The 20,959-nt window shown below is 43.2% G+C and carries 14 protein-coding genes; all 14 read left to right on the top strand.

Features of this window, described 5'->3' with window-relative positions:
• Nucleotides 1–409 precede the first annotated feature (409 nt).
• Nucleotides 410–4,300 carry a DUF6383 domain-containing protein gene (locus tag RDN79_RS01765; RefSeq protein WP_298550327.1) on the top strand — a complete coding sequence of 1,297 codons (3,891 nt, stop codon included), beginning with the start codon at nt 410–412 and terminating at the stop codon, nt 4,298–4,300.
• Between the two features lie 251 nt (nt 4,301–4,551).
• On the top strand, nt 4,552–6,606 hold the full coding sequence (locus RDN79_RS01760) for an ATP-binding protein (protein ID WP_298550330.1): 2,055 nt from the start codon (nt 4,552–4,554) through the stop codon (nt 6,604–6,606).
• Nucleotides 6,607–6,705: 99 nt separating this feature from the next.
• The gene (locus RDN79_RS01755) at nt 6,706–7,557 is read left to right on the top strand and encodes a cell division protein FtsX (RefSeq protein ID WP_374044459.1); all 852 of its coding nucleotides are present in this window, start codon (nt 6,706–6,708) and stop codon (nt 7,555–7,557) included.
• Nucleotides 7,558–7,561: 4 nt separating this feature from the next.
• Complete coding sequence (locus RDN79_RS01750) at nt 7,562–7,804, top strand: DUF3098 domain-containing protein (protein ID WP_298550334.1); 243 nt, start codon at nt 7,562–7,564, stop codon at nt 7,802–7,804.
• A complete protein-coding gene (locus RDN79_RS01745; protein WP_298550335.1) occupies nt 7,801–8,601 on the top strand; it encodes an undecaprenyl-diphosphate phosphatase in 801 nt (266 codons plus the stop codon). The genes RDN79_RS01750 and RDN79_RS01745 overlap by 4 nt, the downstream gene beginning before the upstream one ends.
• A gap of 2 nt (nt 8,602–8,603) precedes the next feature.
• On the top strand, nt 8,604–9,314 hold the full coding sequence (truB, locus tag RDN79_RS01740; RefSeq protein WP_298550337.1) for a tRNA pseudouridine(55) synthase TruB: 711 nt from the start codon (nt 8,604–8,606) through the stop codon (nt 9,312–9,314).
• Between the two features lie 36 nt (nt 9,315–9,350).
• Entirely contained in the window at nt 9,351–10,400 is a 1,050-nt protein-coding gene (gene queA / locus RDN79_RS01735; protein WP_298550338.1) for a tRNA preQ1(34) S-adenosylmethionine ribosyltransferase-isomerase QueA, read from the top strand.
• A gap of 12 nt (nt 10,401–10,412) precedes the next feature.
• Nucleotides 10,413–10,871 (top strand): 2-amino-4-hydroxy-6-hydroxymethyldihydropteridine diphosphokinase, encoded by a 459-nt coding sequence (gene folK, locus RDN79_RS01730; protein ID WP_298550341.1) that lies wholly within the window; start codon nt 10,413–10,415, stop codon nt 10,869–10,871.
• The gene (locus RDN79_RS01725; protein ID WP_008150011.1) at nt 10,868–11,059 is read left to right on the top strand and encodes a hypothetical protein; all 192 of its coding nucleotides are present in this window, start codon (nt 10,868–10,870) and stop codon (nt 11,057–11,059) included. Before folK ends, RDN79_RS01725 begins: the two co-directional genes overlap by 4 nt.
• 261 nt (nt 11,060–11,320) lie before the next feature.
• Entirely contained in the window at nt 11,321–12,607 is a 1,287-nt protein-coding gene (gene metK, locus RDN79_RS01720) for a methionine adenosyltransferase (RefSeq protein ID WP_298550344.1), read from the top strand.
• A gap of 136 nt (nt 12,608–12,743) precedes the next feature.
• Nucleotides 12,744–15,656, top strand: coding sequence for a pitrilysin family protein (locus RDN79_RS01715; RefSeq protein WP_298550346.1), 2,913 nt, complete (start codon nt 12,744–12,746; stop codon nt 15,654–15,656).
• A 122-nt stretch (nt 15,657–15,778) separates the two neighbouring features.
• A complete protein-coding gene (locus tag RDN79_RS01710) occupies nt 15,779–16,354 on the top strand; it encodes an RNA polymerase sigma factor (RefSeq protein WP_298550349.1) in 576 nt (191 codons plus the stop codon).
• 54 nt (nt 16,355–16,408) lie between these two features.
• Nucleotides 16,409–17,425: a FecR family protein gene (locus RDN79_RS01705; protein ID WP_298550351.1), complete on the top strand. Its 1,017-nt coding sequence runs from the start codon at nt 16,409–16,411 to the stop codon at nt 17,423–17,425.
• Nucleotides 17,426–17,720: 295 nt separating this feature from the next.
• Nucleotides 17,721–20,945, top strand: a complete 3,225-nt coding sequence (locus tag RDN79_RS01700) for a TonB-dependent receptor (RefSeq protein WP_298550352.1) — start codon at nt 17,721–17,723, stop codon at nt 20,943–20,945.
• Nucleotides 20,946–20,959 lie beyond the last annotated feature (14 nt).

The raw sequence follows: 20,959 nt of genomic DNA, 5'->3' as shown, positions 1-20,959 counted from the left end.
ATGTACACGCGTACATATATAGTAACTGCTTTGATTTGTACGATTTTATGGATATAAATGCTTGTTGGATAGAGGAATAGGAGGCAATTTCAAAATGACTAAAGAAAACGTACGTTTTTATTTGTCATTTTCACTGCACAAAAATACAACTACTTTTTAAACCTGCAATCCTTTCTCCCAATTATTTTTCCTTTTCTATATTCTTTCTTATCAATTAGATAGCTTAAGATGTACGAAAAACCGTCTTTCTGATACAAACCTTTCAGAAGCCCCCGAAAAATGACTAAAAAAAACGTACGTTTTCTCTCGTCAAAATACAGAAGTTTAGTTAAAAGACGAAAACACAGGGATGTACGTGATGCTGATTGAACTTTTAGTATATGTATTATTAATATTAATTCAAATGATTATGAACAAAAAGTTTTCTACTCTGATGGCGCTTGCGCTGGTAGCAGGGTCTGTTTCCGCTCAAAACTGGAACGATCCAACTAATGCTACAGTGCAGGGTGCTTATCGTACGTTTGAGACAAAGTCCGCACCATCAAATCACACGGACAATGCAGTAATTGCAGCTACTACTGCGGCCGGAGAATATAATCTGGCTACAGGTGGTGTATGGACTAAAAATGTCTATTCTATTGATCGTAACCTGTATTATCAGTTGGAAGTGAAAAATGATGATACAACTTATCCGGATGTTCTGGTTCAGGAACGCGACTATGAGACAGGCAAGATTTATTTGCGTGTAATGGACAAAAAGACTGCTCCGTTAAATGCTTCTTTGTGGCGAATTGAGTATAGCAAAGAGGACGGCGTGAGTGGTGGTTATTTCCGTTACATCAATAAGGAAACCGGATTGGCTCTGACATTCGACCATAGTGTCGTTCCTGCAGCAAATGATTCAATCACTGAATTGCGTGCTGGTATTGCTGACTGGTCTTGGTATACGGTAAACAAAGACAATGGTACTGTTTTAGGTTTTAAGAAAGTTTATTCTTATTTGCATAATCAGTCTGATAATCAGGTAATGTATCTGTCTTTTGCAAAGGAAGCAGACAAATGGGAGGGACAGACTGTAGCTGCTCTAAGAACTAAATTGGGTGATCCTTCTGGCACTGGCTTTATCATTAGTGAAGCAACATCCAAATATGTTGAAGCTAAAGTTGTTAGTTCGACTGCTGCTGGAGATGATTTGAGAAATTTGACTGATGTATTGGAAATAAAACCGGTTATTGCAGCTCCATTCATTATGACAGCTCAGCAGTTCAATACTCGTATGGATGCTGATAATAAGGTTGATGCTGACAGTTTCACATTTAAGATGAATAAGAACCTTGTTGGAGCAGATGTTCTGTTGGCACAGAAATTTCATGCAATTGACCAAGTGGGAGCTATTTTGAATTTACAGGATCCGGATCTAAATGCAGGAAATAATGTTAATACATTAGATGTTACTGGAAACGCTTTTACAGCAAGTCAAGTGGCATTAACTCCTATAGCAAACGGATTTAATCTGAAATTTCAAACTGTTGCTGGTACATATTTGTTGGCAGATACAGCTCGTTATCAGGAAACGACTCTTGCTCCATCTGAATCTCCGGCTGTTAAATTTGCGTTGAAAGAACCGAGTGCCGCTGATGGTGTATTTATGAAAGCACGTTATTATTTCCGTGCTACTTATTTCCCGACAAATGATAGCATCGTAATCGAACCCTTGAATGCTGCTGTTCAGGCTGATTTCGAATGGGATGCCCATACATATTGGAAAGAATCAGCTGCAACAAAATCATTTGCAAGAACTGCCGATTATTCGAAAGCTAATACATTGGTAAATGATTATGCCGGTTATACTTCTAAAACAGTTTCTCTGACAGCAACTCAGATTAACGGTTTAGGTGAAGTGTTGACAGTTGCAAAAGATGGTAGAAACGAATTCAAAGTTAAAACAACCATCGACCGTCCGTTCGAATACCTGAACCGTGCAACCAAAAAATCTGGTTTGTATTTCATCAACTTGGCTAATCATAATGACAGACAGCGTGCCAAAGGTATGTGGATCGTTAAGAACATGGCTGGTAATCTGATGTATGATACTGAAGCAATGAACCAGCGTTATGACTTGATGCCGTCTGCAATGTGGACTGTAGAACAGTTGGGTTGTGAAAAGATGGGCGAGGCTGACTCTGCTAAATATGTGAAGATTCAGAACCGTGAATATCCGGGAGTCGTATTTGAAGGTCAGTTGTATTCTAAAGATGGAGTAAACTATCGCTTTATCAACCGTGAAGGTGGTCATTCTGGCAATTATGTTGCTTCTTCCGGTATGTTTGGAGGTCAGGATTTGCTGCGTGTTGCCGACTCGTTAACTTTCACAAAAGTTACTGATCCCGTAGCTTATACCCGCGAACATGGTTATAAGATGTTTACGAAAGACGAACTGAACAACGGTATTGAAAACAACTATCAGATTAAGTGGAATAACTTCATGAATGATAAGCTGTATCTGCAGAGCACTATAGATACAATGTCTTATATCAATGAAGCATCCGCACCTACATATTATGAAATCGCTGAAGCTACTCTGCCGACTAACCAAGGCGCGATCTATAATGAATTTGGTAGCGTAATCGAATTTGTCAACCAGGCTGGCGACTTAGATACTTCTTTGGTTCAGTTGCATAGAAAAGCTTATGTGATCAAGGTGAAAGATAATAATCTGATCGATAACAACCGTTTGTATATCGCTTCTGTCAAAGCTGCCGATGGCCGTTATTACTATCGTGCTGTTAAACAGTCTGAGCTGAACAACGTAGACAAGAAATTGGCTGTATTCTATCTGAAAGCCAACCAGGTTCGTCTGGACGACAATAATGCAATCATGGATACTTGTTATGTATTGGTGGATATCAACAAGCCGACTACAACTCCGGTTGCTTATGATGGTACCTTGAGCACGTCTATTTATGATTTGGACGTTAAAAACGGTTGGATGCAGGCTGCTGTTGAAGCCGGTTACAAGATGGGTAATGTACGTGACAACGATTTGAATGACGAGCCGAACGATGTTGCAGATGCATTCTACACAACTCATGAAGTTCGCCCGCAGTACATAAATGTCGCAGCCGATTATGATGTACAGTTGAATAGCAACATTAAGATCTATCAACAGTTGGCTGCTAAGAATTACCTGTTCGAAGACTGTAAAGACCACAACAATGTGCAGATGATTCAGGATATCAACAAAGATTTCCATTATTTGGGTCTTGAAAGCCGTACGATGGATGTAGAAAAGAATGCTGCTCTCTATGTCGACGAAGTGGTTAATGACTACGCTCTGATGCAACGTTATTTGTTCGGTGTTCGTGTGGATTCAATTCCTGACGGTTTTGTTTGCGATGATCCTACAATGGTTCACGGTTACTGGGATAGCGAGGAAAATGCCGAAGACGATGGCGAAACTCACTACAAACCGTACAACGGTTATACTTCTGGCTGGTTCCTTGTAAACTTGGAAGATTCTATCCGTTCAAGCATTAATATGATGGATAACGCTGACTTGTATAAGTTCAACAACTATACTCGTCTGGGCTTCGTTGAAGGTATCCATCAGGTAGATGGTGACGAAGAATATCTCTACATCGTGAATCCGGGTTATACTTTGAACGATTTGATGACTGTAAAAGACAACGGTGGCCATGCTAAATACACAAAAGCTGGTTTCGTATTGGATCCGAATAAGTTGGCAGTTGATGCAACTACTAATAAAGGTGTATATGTTAAACGTCACAGCATTAAGGGTGATCTGAATACAAATCATACATTCTCTTTGCGTAAGACTAATACATACGCTGACGGTACTTACGATAAGACAGCAAGCGAACCGTTCCTGTTGGAATCTGCTTGTGATGATGTTGCTGCCTTTGAAGGCATGTGGGTTAAATCTGAAAATGGTATTCCTGTTTTGGCCAAGGTTGAGACAGCAAACGGCCAGCATGAAGATGGAACAGGTGCGGCTATTGCTGAAAAGATCGGTCAGTCCGGTGTATTCTACTTCGAAACAACGACAAATGAAGCTACTGCTAACGATGATATTACAGTTTCTGAAGTGAAAGTAATCGCTGGTAACGGTTCTGTACAAGTTGCAGGTGCCTCCGGCAAGAAAGTTGTTATCACAAACATCTTGGGCCAGACAGTTGCCAATACGGTGATCACTTCTGACAACGCTACTATCGCTGTTCCTGCAGGTGTGGTTGTAGTGGCTGTTGAAGGTGAAGAGGCTGTCAAGGCTATCGTAAGATAAACGATTGTAAATCAAATTTATAATCAAATAATTCTAAATAAGGTCGTGCGGGCCGTAAGGTTCAAGTATCCTGCGACAGGTGAACAAGCGATCGTATTATTAATACTAAAGTATTGAAATAAAGTTCTTCTGTCAGTACACCTGTGAAGGCCGAAAGCAGTTAAAAAACAATCCCCGGCGGTAATATTATCGTCGGGGATTCGTTTATTTAAGCCGAGTATGCTATTTTTGTAGGATAATAGAGGTATCTTATGCTTGATAAGAAATATATTTTGACCTGGCTTCTTTTTCTACTGCTGGCATCCCTTTCGAAAGCAACAGAAATCGATAGTTTGCGAGCTATGCTTGAAAAAGAAAACAGCTTGAGTGCTAAATGTGCCGTTTTGGACGAGATCAGCTTCCTGTTTGCCGATTCGACGACGGATATTGCGACATTGGACAGTGCGCTTCATGAGATTTTACATTCACGTGACACTGCTATGATGTATGAAGCCATATCGAGCATGGGACGTTTTTATTATAACAATAACAGGCTGGAGGCCCTTTGCGATCTGATGGCCCGGACCGAGGCGATAGCATCCGATAGCGAAGAATACCGGGAACTTTACTATACTATGAAGACTTATATCTCGCAATCGAACCTTTGGGAGGGGAAATATGGAGTTGCCATAGATATCGCACTCGAAACCTATAATAAAGCGCGGGGCGAACAAGACCGATACGGTATTGTTTGCAGTGCCGAGATCTTGGGAGGCATTTACAAGTATTTGCGGAAAGACAGCGATGCCGTGGTGATATATAAGGAGGGATTCGATCTTTTAGACAAGGAGGACGGCAATATTGGGTATAAGATGCAATATGTAGGCGATATTCTCGAGTCTTTGCTACGGCTGAAGCGACTGCCTGAGTGTGAAACATATATAGCCCGGTATGAAGATTTGTTGGAGAAATGGAAGATAGAAGGAGAAAAATTGGACTGCTCATATCCGATCGATGCCAATATCTGCCAATTGCTTGTGTATAAAGCTGATCTTGCAATCAGTATGGGCAATGCCGGGGAAGCGCATAGCTGCTTGGAAAAGGCGGATGCGAATGGGGGAGCCGAAGAAGATCCGTATGTCGGATATTTACTGAATTTTGTCAAAGCCCGGTATTATGAATTGACCGAAGACCGTAAGAAAGCTTTGCAGTATGTGAATCTTGTCCTTGAAACAGATGAATATGAAGAGGTCCTTCTTTTAAAGGCGGAACTGTTGGTGTGCGGGGGCGATATGGAGGGCGCTTTGGCGGTTTATAAACGTCTGTTGGAAGTGGTCGGCTATAAGCACGACATGACGTTTACGAACCAGATCAACCGCTTTTACTCGCTGTATGATCAGAACAGGCAGAAACTGCAATCGAAGGAAATCGAGTTGCAAAAGACGAAGCTCTTGGCAAAGAACAGGCAGTTGTTTTTCCTTTCTACGTTGCTGCTCCTGTTGATCGGAATGGCGTATGTCTTCTATCGCTTATACCGCAGGCAATTGCGGATGAAAAAGGTAATAGAGCAGGAGAAAGAGTCGTTGTTGGATTCGGAAAAGAAGTTGCGTGTCGCAAAAGAGGAGGCCGAGCATGCCAATGCTTCGAAGAGTTTGTTTATTGCGAATATCAGCCATGAAATCCGGACACCGATGAATGCGATCGTGGGTTTCTCCCAATTGCTGGCAGCCGAAGACTACTCGAAGGAGGAGCGGGTGTTGTTTATTGAAACGATCCGGAATAATTCGGATCTGCTTCTGAACCTGATAAATGACGTGCTCGATCTTTCCCGTATAGAATCCGGAAATATGAAGTTTGTCCTTAAAGAAGTCGATTTGAAGCAATGCGTCCAGGAAGCGGTCAAAAGCGTGGCGCATCGTGTTTCGCCGGGTGTCGGCTTGCTATTGGATTGCCCTTACGAGTCTTTTCAATTGATTACGGATCCGCTTCGCTTGCAGCAGTTATTGATAAACCTGCTTTCGAATGCTGCGAAGTTTACGGAAAAAGGAAAGATCGAGTTGTCGGTGCAAGTCGAGGATGGGCAACGGCAGGTCCGCTTTGTGGTGACAGATACGGGATGCGGCATCTCGCCGGATATGCGGGAGAAGATTTTCGAGCGGTTCGAAAAGTTGAACGAATATGCGCAGGGAACCGGGTTGGGGTTGTCCATCTGCCGGCTCATAGCCGATCGGTTGAAAGGTGAAATCTATCTGGATGTGACTTATGCGGAAGGCGCCCGGTTTGTTTTTATCCATCCATGCTCGTTGACTGTAGTTAAAGAATTGTAAAGTAACCACTATTTCATAAATTATTTGTTCTTTTGCAGAAAAATTGGGAGGTGTATTCTCTGAATGCATCTCCTCGCTTTATTTAATAACAATAAGGTTATGTCTCAATTTCATTCTCGTCTGACTTCCATTATAAGTATCGCGTTGGTGCTCTTTCTGTTGGGACTTGTATTTCTGATAGGATTGTTGGGAAACAAACTTTCCGTATATGTGAAGGAGAACATCTCATTCTCGATCGTACTGAAAGATAATCAGAAAGAAGCGGATATAAAGAAGATGCAGAAGGCGCTGGATGCGTTGCCTTATATCAAATCGACCGAATATATCTCGAAAGAGCAGGCGGCTAAGGAACTCGAAGAGGAACTGGGCGAAAACCCCGAAACTTTTCTGGGTTTTAACCCCTTGCAGGCTTCCATTGAAGTGAAATTGCATTCGGAATATGCCAATGCCGACAGTCTGCAACTGATTGAAAAGAAAATAAAAAACTATACTTCCGTTTCCGATTTGCTTTACCGGAAAGATATGATGCAGATGGTGAACGACAATGTGAAACGGGTCAGCCTGATCTTGCTTACCCTTGCCGTGATGCTGATGACAATCTCGTTTGTGCTGATCGGTAATACGATCCGTCTGCTGATTTATTCCAAACGTTTCCTGATTCATACGATGAAGCTGGTGGGGGCTACGCCCGGTTTTATCAGGAGGCCGTTTGTGCGGTATAATGTGGTCAGTGGCATTTTTGCGTCCATCCTCGCAATATTAATGCTGACGGGAGCGTTGTATTATTTGCAGAACGAATTGTCCGGTTTCATTCAGCTGCTGGATATTAAAGCGTTGATAATTGTTTATGCCGGCGTGTTGGTAATGGGAATCCTGCTTTCGGTTACGGCTACTGTCTTTGCGGTGAACAAGTATTTACGAATGGGTGTTGATAAACTATATTATATATAAATGTATGGCTAAGAGAGATTTTGCTTTTGGAAAAGAAAATTTTATTTTGATCGCTGTTGCTGTTGCTGTCATCGCGATTGGTTTTATGTTGATGAGCGGCGGCGGTTCGCAGGATCCGGCAGGTTTCAATCCTGAGATTTTCAGTTCCCGCCGTATTGTGGTGGCTCCGGCTGTGACGGTGATCGGTTTCATATTGATGATTTTCGGTATTTTGAAGAACAGCAAAAATAAGGAAGTTGCGGAATGAGTTGGTTTGAGGCCTTGGTGTTAGGGATTATTCAGGGACTTACGGAATACCTGCCGGTCAGCAGTAGCGGGCATCTGGCTATCGGTTCTGCTTTGTTCGGGATTCAGGGAGAAGAAAACCTGGCCTTTACGATCGTTGTCCATGTAGCGACCGTATTCAGTACGCTGGTGATTTTGTGGAAAGAGATCGAATGGATATTCCGGGGGCTGTTTAAGTTCAAGATGAACGTAGAAACGCGCTATGTGATCAATATCCTGATTTCTATGATTCCTATCGGTATCGTAGGTGTGTTCTTCAAGGATACGGTGGAAGACATTTTCGGATCGGGACTGTTGATTGTCGGCTGTATGTTGTTGCTGACGGCCGCATTGCTCGCATTTTCCTATTATGCCAAACCCCGCCAGAAAGAGAATATCTCGATGAAGGATGCCTTCATCATCGGTTTGGCTCAGGCGTGTGCCGTGATGCCGGGACTTTCCCGTTCGGGAACAACGATTGCAACCGGTTTGTTATTGGGAAATAATAAGGCAAAACTGGCACAGTTCTCATTCCTGATGGTTATTCCCCCGATTTTGGGTGAAGCGTTGCTGGATGTCATGAAAGCGGTAAAAGGCGAGGCGGTAGCGGGTGATATTCCGGCACTGTCATTGGTGGTCGGTTTTATGGCTGCATTCGTATCGGGATGTATCGCTTGTAAATGGATGATCAATATCGTAAAGAAGGGAAAACTGATTTATTTCGCCATCTATTGTGCAATTGCAGGTTTGGTTACGATTGCCTGTACGTTACTTAAATAAGAATGGATTTTATAGCAGGAGAAGTATTATATTTCAATAAGCCCTTGAAGTGGACTTCCTTTGACCTGGTGAACAAGTTCCGGTATAAATTATCGCGGAAACTGAAGGTGAAAAAGATAAAAGTGGGACACGCCGGAACGTTGGATCCGTTGGCGACAGGGGTGATGATCGTTTGTACGGGCAAGGCCACCAAGAGGATCGATGAATTTCAGTATCAGACGAAAGAGTATGTCGCTACCTTGAAGTTGGGGGAAACGACTCCTTCTTTTGATTTGGAAAAAGAGATAGACGGAGTGTATCCGACAGAACATATTACCCGTGAGGAAGTAGAGAGGGTGTTACAGTCGTTCGTGGGAACGATCCAGCAGATCCCGCCGGTTTTTTCGGCTTGCAAGGTGGATGGGAAGCGGGCGTATGAACTGGCACGCAAGGGAGAAGAGGTGGAATTGAAATCCAAGACGCTTGTGATCGATGAGATGGAGCTGTTGGAGTGTGACCTGCCGGTTATCAAGATCCGGGTGGTTTGCAGCAAGGGAACTTATATCCGCGCTTTGGCACGTGATATCGGTGTCGCTCTCCGGTCGGGCGCCCATCTGACCGCTCTCGAACGGACTCGTATAGGAGATATCACGCTGGACAAATGCATGTCTCCCGATGATATCGATGCTTTTTTAGATGAAAATATCGCAATCGGGAAGGATTGTGAGGAGTAGTAATGATAAGAATAAAATAAAAATAGAATTTATATTATGAAGCTGTCGAAATTCAAATTTAACTTACCGCAGGAGCTGATCGCTCTCCATCCGGCAAAGAACAGGGACGAGTCCAGGATGATGGTTGTCAATCGCAAGACCGGAGAGATCGAGCATAAGGTATTCAAAGACTTGCTCAGCTATTTCGGCGAAAAAGATGTGTTCATCTTCAATAACACGAAGGTTTTTCCTGCCCGTTTATACGGAAACAAGGAAAAGACCGGCGCTCGTATCGAGGTCTTTCTGTTGCGTGAGTTGAACGAAGATCTCCGCCTTTGGGATGTATTGGTCGATCCCGCCCGTAAAATCCGTATCGGTAATAAATTGTATTTTGGTGAAGACGATTCGATGGTGGCTGAAGTGATCGACAACACGACATCACGCGGCCGTACCTTGCGTTTCCTTTATGACGGGAACCATGATGAATTTAAAAAGGCATTGTACGCATTGGGCGAAACCCCGCTGCCTAAATATATCGACCGTCCGGTAGAACCGGATGACGAAGATCGTTACCAGAATATTTTTGCGACGGAGGAAGGGGCTGTCGTGGCTCCCGCCGCAGGTCTTCATTTCAGCCGCGAGCTGATGAAACGTCTGGAGATCAAGGATTGCCAGTTCGCTTTCCTGACATTGCATTCCGGTCTGGGCAACTTCCGCGAAATCGATGTGGAAGATCTGACCAAGCATAAGATGGATTCCGAACAAATGGTCGTGAACGGAGATGTCGTCAACATCGTGAATACGGCAAAGGATAACGGCCGACAGATTTGTGCGGTCGGTACGTCCGTGATGCGCGCTATCGAAACGGCTGTCAGTACGGACGGTCACCTGAAAGAGTTTGAAGGGTGGACCAATAAGTTCATCTTCCCGCCGTATGACTTCAGTGTGGCGTCCAGCATGATCACAAATTTCCATATGCCGCTCTCCACCTTGTTGATGATGACGGCCTCTTTCGGCGGATACGACCTGATCATGGATGCTTATGAGGTCGCATTGAAAGAAAAATATAGTTTCGGCGCTTATGGCGACGCCATGTTGATCCTGTAAAAACGGGTGCTTATGGCGATTGCATACCTGGGTCTGGGAACCAATATCGGGAATAAGCGACGGAACATGATAACAGCCGCGGCGTTGTTAGCTGAAAGGGTGGGAGATATTCTCGCCCTTTCCGGTTTCTATGAAACGGAGCCGTGGGGGTTCGCGTCGGAGAACTTTTTCTTGAATGCGGCTGTTAAATTGAAGACTTCTCTTTCTCCGTTGGAATTATTGCAGATAACCCAGCAGATCGAAAAGGAATTGGGCCGCGTGGAAAAAAGCAACGGTGTCTATCATGACCGCGTGATCGATATCGATATCCTTCTGTATGAGGACGAGGTTTTGCAGATACCGGGACTTACCTTGCCGCACCCTCTTATGCATGAACGGAAGTTCGTGATGGATCCTTTGTCCGAAATAGCTCCGTTTGTCGTGCACCCTGTGTTGAAAGAACGTATAATAGATTTAAAAGAACGATTATGAATGATATAGAAAAGATATTGACCGGTGGTGGCATGGTCTTTAAGAAAAAAGGAAAAGACGAAAATGCCGGAGAGAAAAAGATCAAGTTTTCTGATTTCCTGCGTGGCACGCATAAATCGGGTTCTGCCAAGATGAAAGCGGAGTTCAAGTATAAAAAAGCGTTGCGTAACACAAAAAAGAAAAAATAATTGGCAGTTATCAATTGCAATTGTCAATTGTTTTGTATTTTTGCGCTCGAATTGATGTGGATAGATTTGTATTGCTTGCAACCACAGGAAAAAATGCTAAAAACAAGCCTTTATATTACTGCCGTCCGGCATAGCAAATTTCCCCTCGTCAATCCATTTATTTGATTTATTAACCGTCAATTGTAAATTGTCTGTTGACTTTATCGGGTTTACGCCTTTTAATTCTCAACTCTCAATTTTCAATTTTCAATTAAAAAAACGATGAGTTATTTATTCACCTCCGAATCGGTGTCCGAAGGGCACCCCGATAAAGTAGCCGATCAGATATCGGATGCTTTGCTGGATGAGTTCCTGGCTTATGACAAGAACTCTAAAGTTGCTTGCGAAACCCTTGTTACAACCGGACAGGTTGTCTTGGCTGGAGAAGTAAAATCAAGTGCTTACGTGGATGTACAGGATGTTGCCCGTAACGTGATCGAAAAAATTGGTTATACGAAAAGCGAATACCAGTTTGAAGCGAAATCATGTGGCGTATTCTCTTCTATCCATGAACAGAGTGGCGACATTAACCGTGGTGTCGAGCGCGAAGATCCCTATAACCAGGGTGCGGGCGACCAGGGTATGATGTTCGGTTATGCCACTAACGAGACAGAAAACTATATGCCTCTGGCTTTGGATCTTTCACACAGCCTGTTGTGGGAGCTTGCCGAGATACGCAAGAATGAAAACGACCTGATGCCTTACCTCCGTCCGGATGCAAAGAGCCAGGTGACGATTGAATATGATGATAACGGAAAACCGTTGCGCATCGATACGATTGTTGTTTCTACACAACATGATGAATTTATCACGGCAAAAGGTATCACACAGGAAGAAGCGGATCTGGCTATGCAGAAAAAGATCGCCGAGGATGTGAAGTGCATACTGATCCCGCGTGTGAAAGCCCAGTATCCGGCTCATGTCCAGGCTTTGTTCAATGAGGATATCATCTATCATGTGAATCCGACCGGGAAGTTCGTGATCGGCGGTCCTCACGGCGATACCGGTCTGACAGGCCGTAAGATCATCGTCGATACATACGGTGGCAAAGGCGCTCACGGCGGTGGTGCGTTCTCAGGAAAAGATCCTTCGAAGGTAGACCGTTCTGCCGCTTATGCCGCTCGCCATATCGCGAAGAATCTGGTAGCCGCCGGTGTAGCTGATGAAATGTTGGTACAGGTATCGTATGCGATCGGTGTCGCTAAACCGATGAATATTTTTGTCAATACGTTCGGCCGTGCCAATGTGAAAATGACGGATGGAGAGATAGCAGAAAAGATCTGGAACCTGTTCGACATGCGTCCGAAAGCAATCGAAGAACGTCTGAAATTGCGTAACCCGATCTATCTGGAAACTGCATCTTACGGCCACATGGGACGTAAACCACAGGTTGTGACGAAAACATTTACTTCTCGTTACAATCCGGAACCGACCATCTGCGAAGTGGAACTGTTTACTTGGGAAAAACTGGATTATGTCGATAAGGTAAAGGAAGCATTCGGTCTTTAATATAACCGTTTGTACGAACCTATATTAGCTCCCGTCTGAAAAAAATCGGTTCTTGTTCCGTTTTTTTTCGGGCGGGAGCTATTTTTATTTTAAATTTCATATATTTGATGCTTGTAATTATCTAAATCTAAAATTTATGCGTAAAACGATTCAGTTTCTTCAGTTAGCCTTTCTTCTCCTTTTGGCTACCGCATGTGCAGAGACTTCCCCGTTCAAATACGAGTCGGTCCCGAACGATCCTCTGAAAGCCCGTATCTATACTCTGGATAACGGCTTGAAAGTGTATATGACTGTGAATAAAGAGACCCCGCGTATTCAAACGTATATCGCCGTTCGCGTGGGTGGTAAGAACGATCCCGCCGAAACGACCGGTCTGGCGCACTATTTTGAACACTTGATGTTTAAAGGGACTCAGCAGTTCGGCACGCAGAATTACGAACAGGAAAAACCGATGCTCGATCAGATCGAACAGCTTTTTGAAGTGTATCGTAAGACTACCGATGAGGCGGAACGCCAGGCTATTTATCATCAGATAGACAGTGTGTCCTATGAGGCTTCGAAGTTGGCAATTCCGAACGAATACGATAAACTGATGTCTGCTATCGGTGCGACCGGAACGAATGCATACACCGGTTTTGACCAGACGGTCTATGTGGAAGATATTCCTTCCAACCAGATCGACAACTGGGCAAAGATACAGGCGGACCGTTTTGAAAACAATGTAATCCGTGGTTTCCATACGGAACTTGAGACTGTGTATGAAGAAAAGAACATGTCTCTTACCAGTGATGGGCGTAAAGTGTATGAAGCTGTCCTGACCGCTCTTTTCCCCGATCATCCTTATGGGACGCAGACTGTCCTCGGAACACAGGAAAATCTGAAGAACCCGTCTATCACGAATATCAAGAACTACCATAAAACCTGGTATGTCCCTAACAATATGGCAATCTGTCTGTCCGGAGATTTCGATCCGGACCAGATGATCGGGACGATCAATAAATATTTCGGTCACTTGAAACCGAACCCCAACCTGCCGAAGTTGCCGGTGACGCATGAGTCTCCGATTAAGGCGCCGGTTGTCAAAGAAGTGTTGGGAGTCGATGCCGAAAACGTGACATTGGGTTGGCGTTTTCCTGGGGCTGCTTCTCCTGACCAGGATTTGCTGAACCTGACAGGCGATATTATCAATAACGGTAAAGCCGGTTTATTGGATGTCGATTTGGTCCAGCAACAGAAAGTGCTGAGCTGCTATGCCGGAACATACGGAATGTCTGATTACAATGCTTTTGTTATTAACGGCCGCCCGAAGCAGGGACAGACATTGGATGAAGTGAAAGATCTTTTCCTGGCTGAAATCGAGAAACTGAAGAAAGGGGAGTTTGACGAAGGTTTGTTGGAGGCTGCGATCAATAACTATAAACTGATGCAAATGTACCGGATGGATCGTAACGACGGCCGTGCCGATATGTTTGTCTCTTCTTTCATCGACGGTGTCGATTGGAAAGATGAAGTCGCTTCGTTAGATCGCATGAGCAAAGTGACGAAACAGCAGATCGTCGATTTTGCCAACAAGTATTTCGGTGACAACTATGCGCTTATCTATAAGAAACAAGGCAAAGATCCGAACGAAAAGAAGATCGACAAACCTAAAATCACTCCGATCGTGATGAATCGCGACAGCTCAAGTATGTTCCTGAAAGAAATACAGGCTTCACAAGTGGCTCCGATCGAACCGGTATTCCTGGATTATGGTAAGGATTTGCAAAAACTGACTGCCCAATCCAATATCCCGGTATTGTACAAGGAGAATACTTCCAATGATCTCTTCTCTCTGATGTATGTATTCGATATGGGTACGAATAACGATAAGGCAATGGGTACCGCTTTCGAATATATGAAGTATTTGGGTACATCTAAAATGAGCTTGAAGGAAATCAATGAGGAGTTCTACAAACTGGCTTGTTACTTCAACGTATTCCCCGGTTCGGACCGCACGTATGTGATGCTGGAAGGCCTAAAGGAAAATATGCCGAAAGCAATGGCTCTGTTTGAGGAAATCCTGGCCGATGCACAGGTTAATAAAGAAGCTTATGGGAATCTTGCCGGTGATATCCTGAAGAAACGGGTTGATGCCAAATTGAATCAGGGACAGAATTTCAACAAGCTGATCCAGTATGCTATCTGGGGCCCGAAGTCTCCTGCCACAAATGTGCTGACAACTGCCGAGTTGCAGCAGATGGACCCGCAGGAACTGGTGGACCGCATTCATAAGATCAACTCATTCGATCATAAGATCTTGTATTATGGTCCGGAAAAACCGCAGGCCGTTCTGGATATCATCAAACAATATCATAATGTTCCCGACCAGCTGCAACCGGTTCCGGCAGCCATCGAGTTCAGTCAGCAGGAAACTCCTGAAAATAAAGTCCTGCTTGCACAGTACGATGCTAAACAGATTTATTTCTCGGCAGTCTCTAACCGGGGCGAAAAGTTCGATCCGGCTATCCAGCCTACATTGGACATGTATAACGAATACTTCGGTGGCGGAATGAACGCGATCGTATTCCAGGAAATGCGTGAATCGCGTGGCTTGGCTTATTCCGCAGGTGCTTTCCTGATTACTCCGTCCAAACTGAAATATCCGTATGTCTACCGTACGTTTATCGCGACTCAGAACGATAAGATGATCGATGCCCTGAAGGCTTTCGACGAAATTATCAATAATATGCCGGAATCAGAAAAAGCGTTCAATTTGGCTAAAGACGCTCTTATCACCCGTTTGCGTACGGAGCGTATTACCAAATCGGACGTTCTTTGGTCTTATCTGAATGCTCAGGATTTAGGTCTGAACACGGACAGCCGTAAAGAACTGTTCGAGAAGGCGCAGACAATGACATTGCCCGAAATCAAGGCATTCCAGGAAAAATGGGTAAAAGGGCGTACCTATATCTATTGTGTATTAGGCGATGAAAAGGATCTCGATCTGAAAGGCCTGTCACAATATGGTCCGATCCAGAAGCTGACGCAGGAAGAGTTGTTCGGATATTGATTGTCGCAATTTTTGTAGAGGAAGAAGATGGTCTCTTCTGAATAAGATTACCCAAGTATATAGTTTATTGTTATATACTTGGGTAAATTTGTCTAATGCGAATTTATAAAAAACGACATAAGATGAGAGTCAATGAAGATTTATTGAAACGTTTGAAAGCTGGTGAAGAAAAAGCTTTTGAGGATTTGTATTGGACTTACAGCCCTCAAGTTTATAACTTCATCAACTCTTTATTGTTTGATAAATCTCTTGCAGAAGATTTGACGCAGAATGTCTTTCTGAAAATTTGGGAAAAGCGCGAACAAATAGAGCTTGAGTTAGGGATCACGGCTTACCTGTTTACGATTGCCCGGCATTTTGTTTTTAAGGAGACGGAATTCCGTCTGTCTCAACATGCAACGTTGCATGTTGAGAATATTGATCTAAGTGATGATTCAAGAGAAGAGGAACGACACGATACGAATTCCCTTCTTGAATATATTGAACTTTTAATTGAAAACCTGCCTCCTGCCCGAAGAGAAATATTTCGTTTAAGCCGTTTCGAACAACTTTCCAATAAAGAGATAGCCCATAAATTATCCATTTCAGAAAAAACGGTAGAGACACAGCTTTATCGCTCTTTTCAATATTTACGATCTAAACTGCCTTCGGATAAAAGGTGGATACTCCTTTTTTGTTATTTGGTTAATCAGTGTTAAATATAAATGCCTTTGTAAGTGATTTCTCCTTATGTAGGATATACAATATAGAGGATGGAAAGAAAAGATATATACATCGAGTTGCTGAATCGCTTTGTGCGTGGTGAACTTCCTGCTGAACAGGAACATGAGTTGTGGGCATGGTTCAAACAACCTGAAGCCCGTGAGTTATTGTTTCAACATTATCGCCAATCTTGGGCGGAGGCAGGGGGAAAAGAACTTCCGGCCGAAATTCAGAATCGGATGTTCCGGAATATTCAGAGCCGGATACATGCAGGAAGAGAGAGGAAGAAGGAACAAAAATCAGTTCGAAAGCGATCGTTTCTTCAGTGGTTGCCGTATGCCGCAGCTGTTGTGTTCCTTTTAATCTTAACGACTTTTGGTCATCTATATATGAATTGGGCGGATAAAACGGAAAATTATTCATCGCAGACCTATAAGGTTTTGGTCGATAAAGGACAACGGGCCAGCGTCATATTGCCGGATGGAACAAGAGTCTGGTTGAATTCTCATACGGAATTGAGTTATAATGGTAATTACGGGAAAGGGAATCGTCAGGTTGTGTTGTCTGGAGAAGGCTATTTTGAAGTAGCAAAAGATTCCACTTCGCGATTTATAGTGAAAGCCGGAGAAATGGAGGTCGAGGCGTTAGGCACAACTTTCAATGTGCGAGCCTATCAGGAGGATAGAGAGCTGACAACAACCCTTTTTGAAGGGAAAGTCCGTACATCGGTAGGAAAAGATGAAGTCATTTTGAAACCTGATGAGAGTTTGAGTTTTGATAAGTCTTCACGCAGAATGATTGTATCCGATGACCTTGCAGCCTACGCTCGGATGTGGAAAGATAATGAGCTTGTTTTTAAAGGAGAAACAATGGAAGAAGTAGCCGTAATGTTGGATCGTTTATACAATGTGAAAGTACGGTTCGCTTCTGAAAAGGTAAGGCGTTATCGTTTTTCCGGAGTTATCAAAAATAATAGTCTGGAAAATGTGATTGAATTGATTAGTCTTACGGCACCGATTATGTACAAAAAGGTTGGTGGCGAGATTATTATAGAGGAGAGAAAATAATAGAATGGAATATTAACATGAACAGAATGCCTATGGGGAAGGAAGTATAAAAACACAGGTGCATCTATTAAGAATAGACACACCTGAGATCTATGCAATGTAATTTTGCTAATTTGAAATCATCGCTTCTCACCACTTGATTTCAGAAACAAAGTTACCTGATTAATTTATTACTAATTAATGAAGAACTCTAAAAAAAATGAATACCTTAAAGCAATTATTACGGAAAGGAATCACAATTGGAAGTTTTTGCCTTGTTTCGGGCACTATACTTTCTGCACAGATATCCTTATCCATGCAAAACAAATCCACTCGCGAGGTGATTCGCGAAATTGAAAAAGTAAGTGATTATCGATTTTTCTATAATGACAATCTATCCGGTCTGAATACAAAGATTTCGGTTTCCGCCCAAGGAAAAAATATCCGGGAGGTGTTGGAACAGATAAAGCAACAGGCACAGATCACTTATATAATTAAAGAAAACAATCAAATTGTATTATCTGCCCCCGGTTATGTTTCTTCGTCGACACAACAAAATACCCGGAAGATTACCGGTATCATTAAGGACCAAAGCGGTGAACCGGTGATTGGGGCTAATATTGTTGAGAAGGGAACAACAAATGGAACGATTACGGATATCGATGGACAATATTCGCTTGAAGTGAGTTCGAACAGTATTCTGGTTGTTTCCTATATCGGATACATTACGCAGGAAATTCCGGTAGGAAAGAACAATACGTTGGATGTATTATTGAAGGAAGATATGGAGACATTGGATGAAGTCATCGTTATTGGTTATGGAACGACAAAAAGAAAAGATTTCACAGGTTCCGTCAGTTCCGTTAAATTGGAGAATTCTCCGATTGCCCTGTCTCCGAATTTGAATGCATTGGAATCTCTAAAAGGAAATGTCTCAGGTCTGGATATCGGCGCGACTAATTCTGCCGGTGGGGAGCCGAGCATGCAGATGCGTGGACAAAAGTCTATTTCCGGATCGAACGATCCGTTGATTGTGGTGGACGGAGTGATCTTTATGGGGAGTATCAACGATATAAATCCGAACGATATTGCTTCGTACGATATATTGAAAGATGCAACATCTGCAGCGGCCTATGGTTCCCGTTCGGCAAATGGAGTGATTATTATAACGACTAAAAGAGGAAAAACAGGAAAACCGGTCATCACCTTTAATGCAACAGGTAGTATGCAAACCTGGCAGAATAAACCTGAACTGATGAAAGGCGAACAATGGCTTGAATCTGTTATGGCGCGAAATAACAGTACGGATTTGAGCTGGTTGAAACCTCAAGAACTGGCCAATAAGGAAGCAGGCCGGGAAACTAATTGGCTGGATGCGTCAACCCGTACAGGCTGGGTACAGGATTACCAGGTATCTGTTTCGGGGGCCGGTGAAAAAATGAACTACTATTTGTCTGCTGCCTATTCTGATAACCAAGGAGTGGTCATAGGTGATGATTACAATAGAATTACGGCTTTGGCAAAAATTAATACGGATATTACGAGTTGGTTGCAAATCGGAGTGGATGCGGCTTTTACGAAGTCTGACTATTCCGGTGTAGGAGCTAACATCGGTGAGGCGACTCAAACGTCTCCTTATGGCGTGATGTACAGAAACGAATCAGAAAAATTGTTGGAAAAATATCCCTATACGCAGTCAAGTGTGAATGCTTTATGGGATACCGACAGGAGAGTTCGGGATAATAAGGATATTCGGAATAATTTCCGTGCAAATGCTTATGCCGTAGTCAAGCTCCCTTGGGTCGAGGGATTAAGTTATCGCTTTAATTATGCTGGAAATTTAAGCAAAAACCAGTCGGGCGATTTCTATTATGAAGGATATTATGTCAAGGAAGGGGCTTATGATGATGAAACGCGTTATTCCCCTGCCACGCTCCAAAGCTTATTGACCAGTGCAAATGGGAAAGTCAATAATAATACAACCGATAGTTGGGTGATCGATAATATCTTGAATTATAAAAATACTTTTGGCAAGCACACGATTGATCTGACAGCTGTTGCAACGCGCGATAGGAAAAAGTATGAGAAAATAGAAACTACCGGTTCCAATTATGCTGCAAATGGGAATACGACTTTGGGACTTAACGGTTTGCACAAAGCGACAGTACAGAAAGTCAATATGGATAATAACCAGCGTTCTAATATCGGATATTTAGGGCGTGTCTCTTATTCTTACGTTGACCGTTATTTCTTTACCGGCTCTTATCGGCGCGATGGGGCTTCCGTTTTCGGTGCTAATCAGAAATGGGGAGATTTCTTTGCTTTCGGTGGAGCTTGGAGATTGAGCGGTGAAAAGTTTATGGAGCCGTTCTCTTTCTTGGATGATCTGAAATTGAAGTTGTCTTGGGGTAAGAACGGTAACCAGGGATTGGATCCTTACGGTACATTGTCTACTATTAACAACGGGGCTTCCGGAGGCGTCCGTTATGAATTCGGAGGAAGCGATATTATTTATGGATTGAATCAGAAGGCACTTGGTAATGCCAATTTAGGTTGGGAAACAACGGAGTCCTGGAATACCGGTTTTGAATCCGCTTGGTTGGGTAATCGTTTGTTTGTCGATCTGGATCTTTATTTTTCTAAGACTACGGATCAGATCTTCACGAGGGATATCCCTGTAATGACCGGCTTTAAGAACATGAAGTCTTCTATGGGACAGGTAAATAATAGAGGGGTGGAATTGACGATTCGTTCTGTGAATATCGATACGAAAGATTGGCATTGGATGACGAACTTGACATTCTGGTTGAACCGTAATAAATTAACCCATCTGTATGGAGATGATTTGGACGGTGATGGTAAAGAAGATGACGATATTTCTAATTCCCGTTTTATCGGTAAACCATTAGGAGCTATCTATGGCTATCAACAAGATGGCATAGTCCAGGAATCGGATGCCGAATATATGAAGGCGAATGGAGCGACTCCGGGTATTCCTAAATATAAGGATATGGACGGTGATGGGGTGATTACATCGTCCGACCGTGTTATTTTGGGTTATTCAACTCCTAACTTTAAGTTGAATATGAGCAACACGATCTCATATAAGAACTGGGATCTGTATTTCATGTTGACCGGAACATTCGGCGGAGGCGGGTATTATCAAAAATCAAATAAAGGAGCTTACTTGACCAATGGTTCGGGTAGATTCAATACCAATGGCATTTATATCCCTTGGTGGACTCCGGAAAATAAGAGCAACGAATATCCTTCTGCAACCTTTAATGGTGACGGCGGTCGTTTCTTGGGCTTGCAGAATCGTGCGTTTGTACGTTTACAAGATGTGACTTTGTCATATACGTTCCGTGAATCCTGGATACAGAAAGCCAATATCCAGAACTTGAAAGTATTCTTTACGGCAAAGAATTTGTTTACGATAACTAATTGGCAGGGGGGAGATCCGGAAGTTGGTGTTACCGTTAGTGAAAACACTTATCCGGTATTGACTTCTTTCTCTTTGGGTGTTAACATCAGTTTCTAATGGCTAAAATAATA

The sequence above is a fragment of the uncultured Parabacteroides sp. genome (assembly GCF_902493135.1).
Classification (GTDB): domain Bacteria; phylum Bacteroidota; class Bacteroidia; order Bacteroidales; family Tannerellaceae; genus Parabacteroides.
This window is presented reverse-complemented; position numbering and strand designations above follow the sequence as displayed.

Coding starts and splice junctions, on each gene's coding strand:
- RDN79_RS01765 (WP_298550327.1), top strand. CDS start 410: ATGAACAAAAAGTTTTCTACTCTGATGGCGCTTGCGCTGGTAGCAGGG.
- RDN79_RS01760 (WP_298550330.1), top strand. CDS start 4,552: ATGCTTGATAAGAAATATATTTTGACCTGGCTTCTTTTTCTACTGCTG.
- RDN79_RS01755 (WP_374044459.1), top strand. CDS start 6,706: ATGTCTCAATTTCATTCTCGTCTGACTTCCATTATAAGTATCGCGTTG.
- RDN79_RS01750 (WP_298550334.1), top strand. CDS start 7,562: ATGGCTAAGAGAGATTTTGCTTTTGGAAAAGAAAATTTTATTTTGATC.
- RDN79_RS01745 (WP_298550335.1), top strand. CDS start 7,801: ATGAGTTGGTTTGAGGCCTTGGTGTTAGGGATTATTCAGGGACTTACG.
- truB (WP_298550337.1), top strand. CDS start 8,604: ATGGATTTTATAGCAGGAGAAGTATTATATTTCAATAAGCCCTTGAAG.
- queA (WP_298550338.1), top strand. CDS start 9,351: ATGAAGCTGTCGAAATTCAAATTTAACTTACCGCAGGAGCTGATCGCT.
- folK (WP_298550341.1), top strand. CDS start 10,413: ATGGCGATTGCATACCTGGGTCTGGGAACCAATATCGGGAATAAGCGA.
- RDN79_RS01725 (WP_008150011.1), top strand. CDS start 10,868: ATGAATGATATAGAAAAGATATTGACCGGTGGTGGCATGGTCTTTAAG.
- metK (WP_298550344.1), top strand. CDS start 11,321: ATGAGTTATTTATTCACCTCCGAATCGGTGTCCGAAGGGCACCCCGAT.
- RDN79_RS01715 (WP_298550346.1), top strand. CDS start 12,744: ATGCGTAAAACGATTCAGTTTCTTCAGTTAGCCTTTCTTCTCCTTTTG.
- RDN79_RS01710 (WP_298550349.1), top strand. CDS start 15,779: ATGAGAGTCAATGAAGATTTATTGAAACGTTTGAAAGCTGGTGAAGAA.
- RDN79_RS01705 (WP_298550351.1), top strand. CDS start 16,409: ATGGAAAGAAAAGATATATACATCGAGTTGCTGAATCGCTTTGTGCGT.
- RDN79_RS01700 (WP_298550352.1), top strand. CDS start 17,721: ATGCAAAACAAATCCACTCGCGAGGTGATTCGCGAAATTGAAAAAGTA.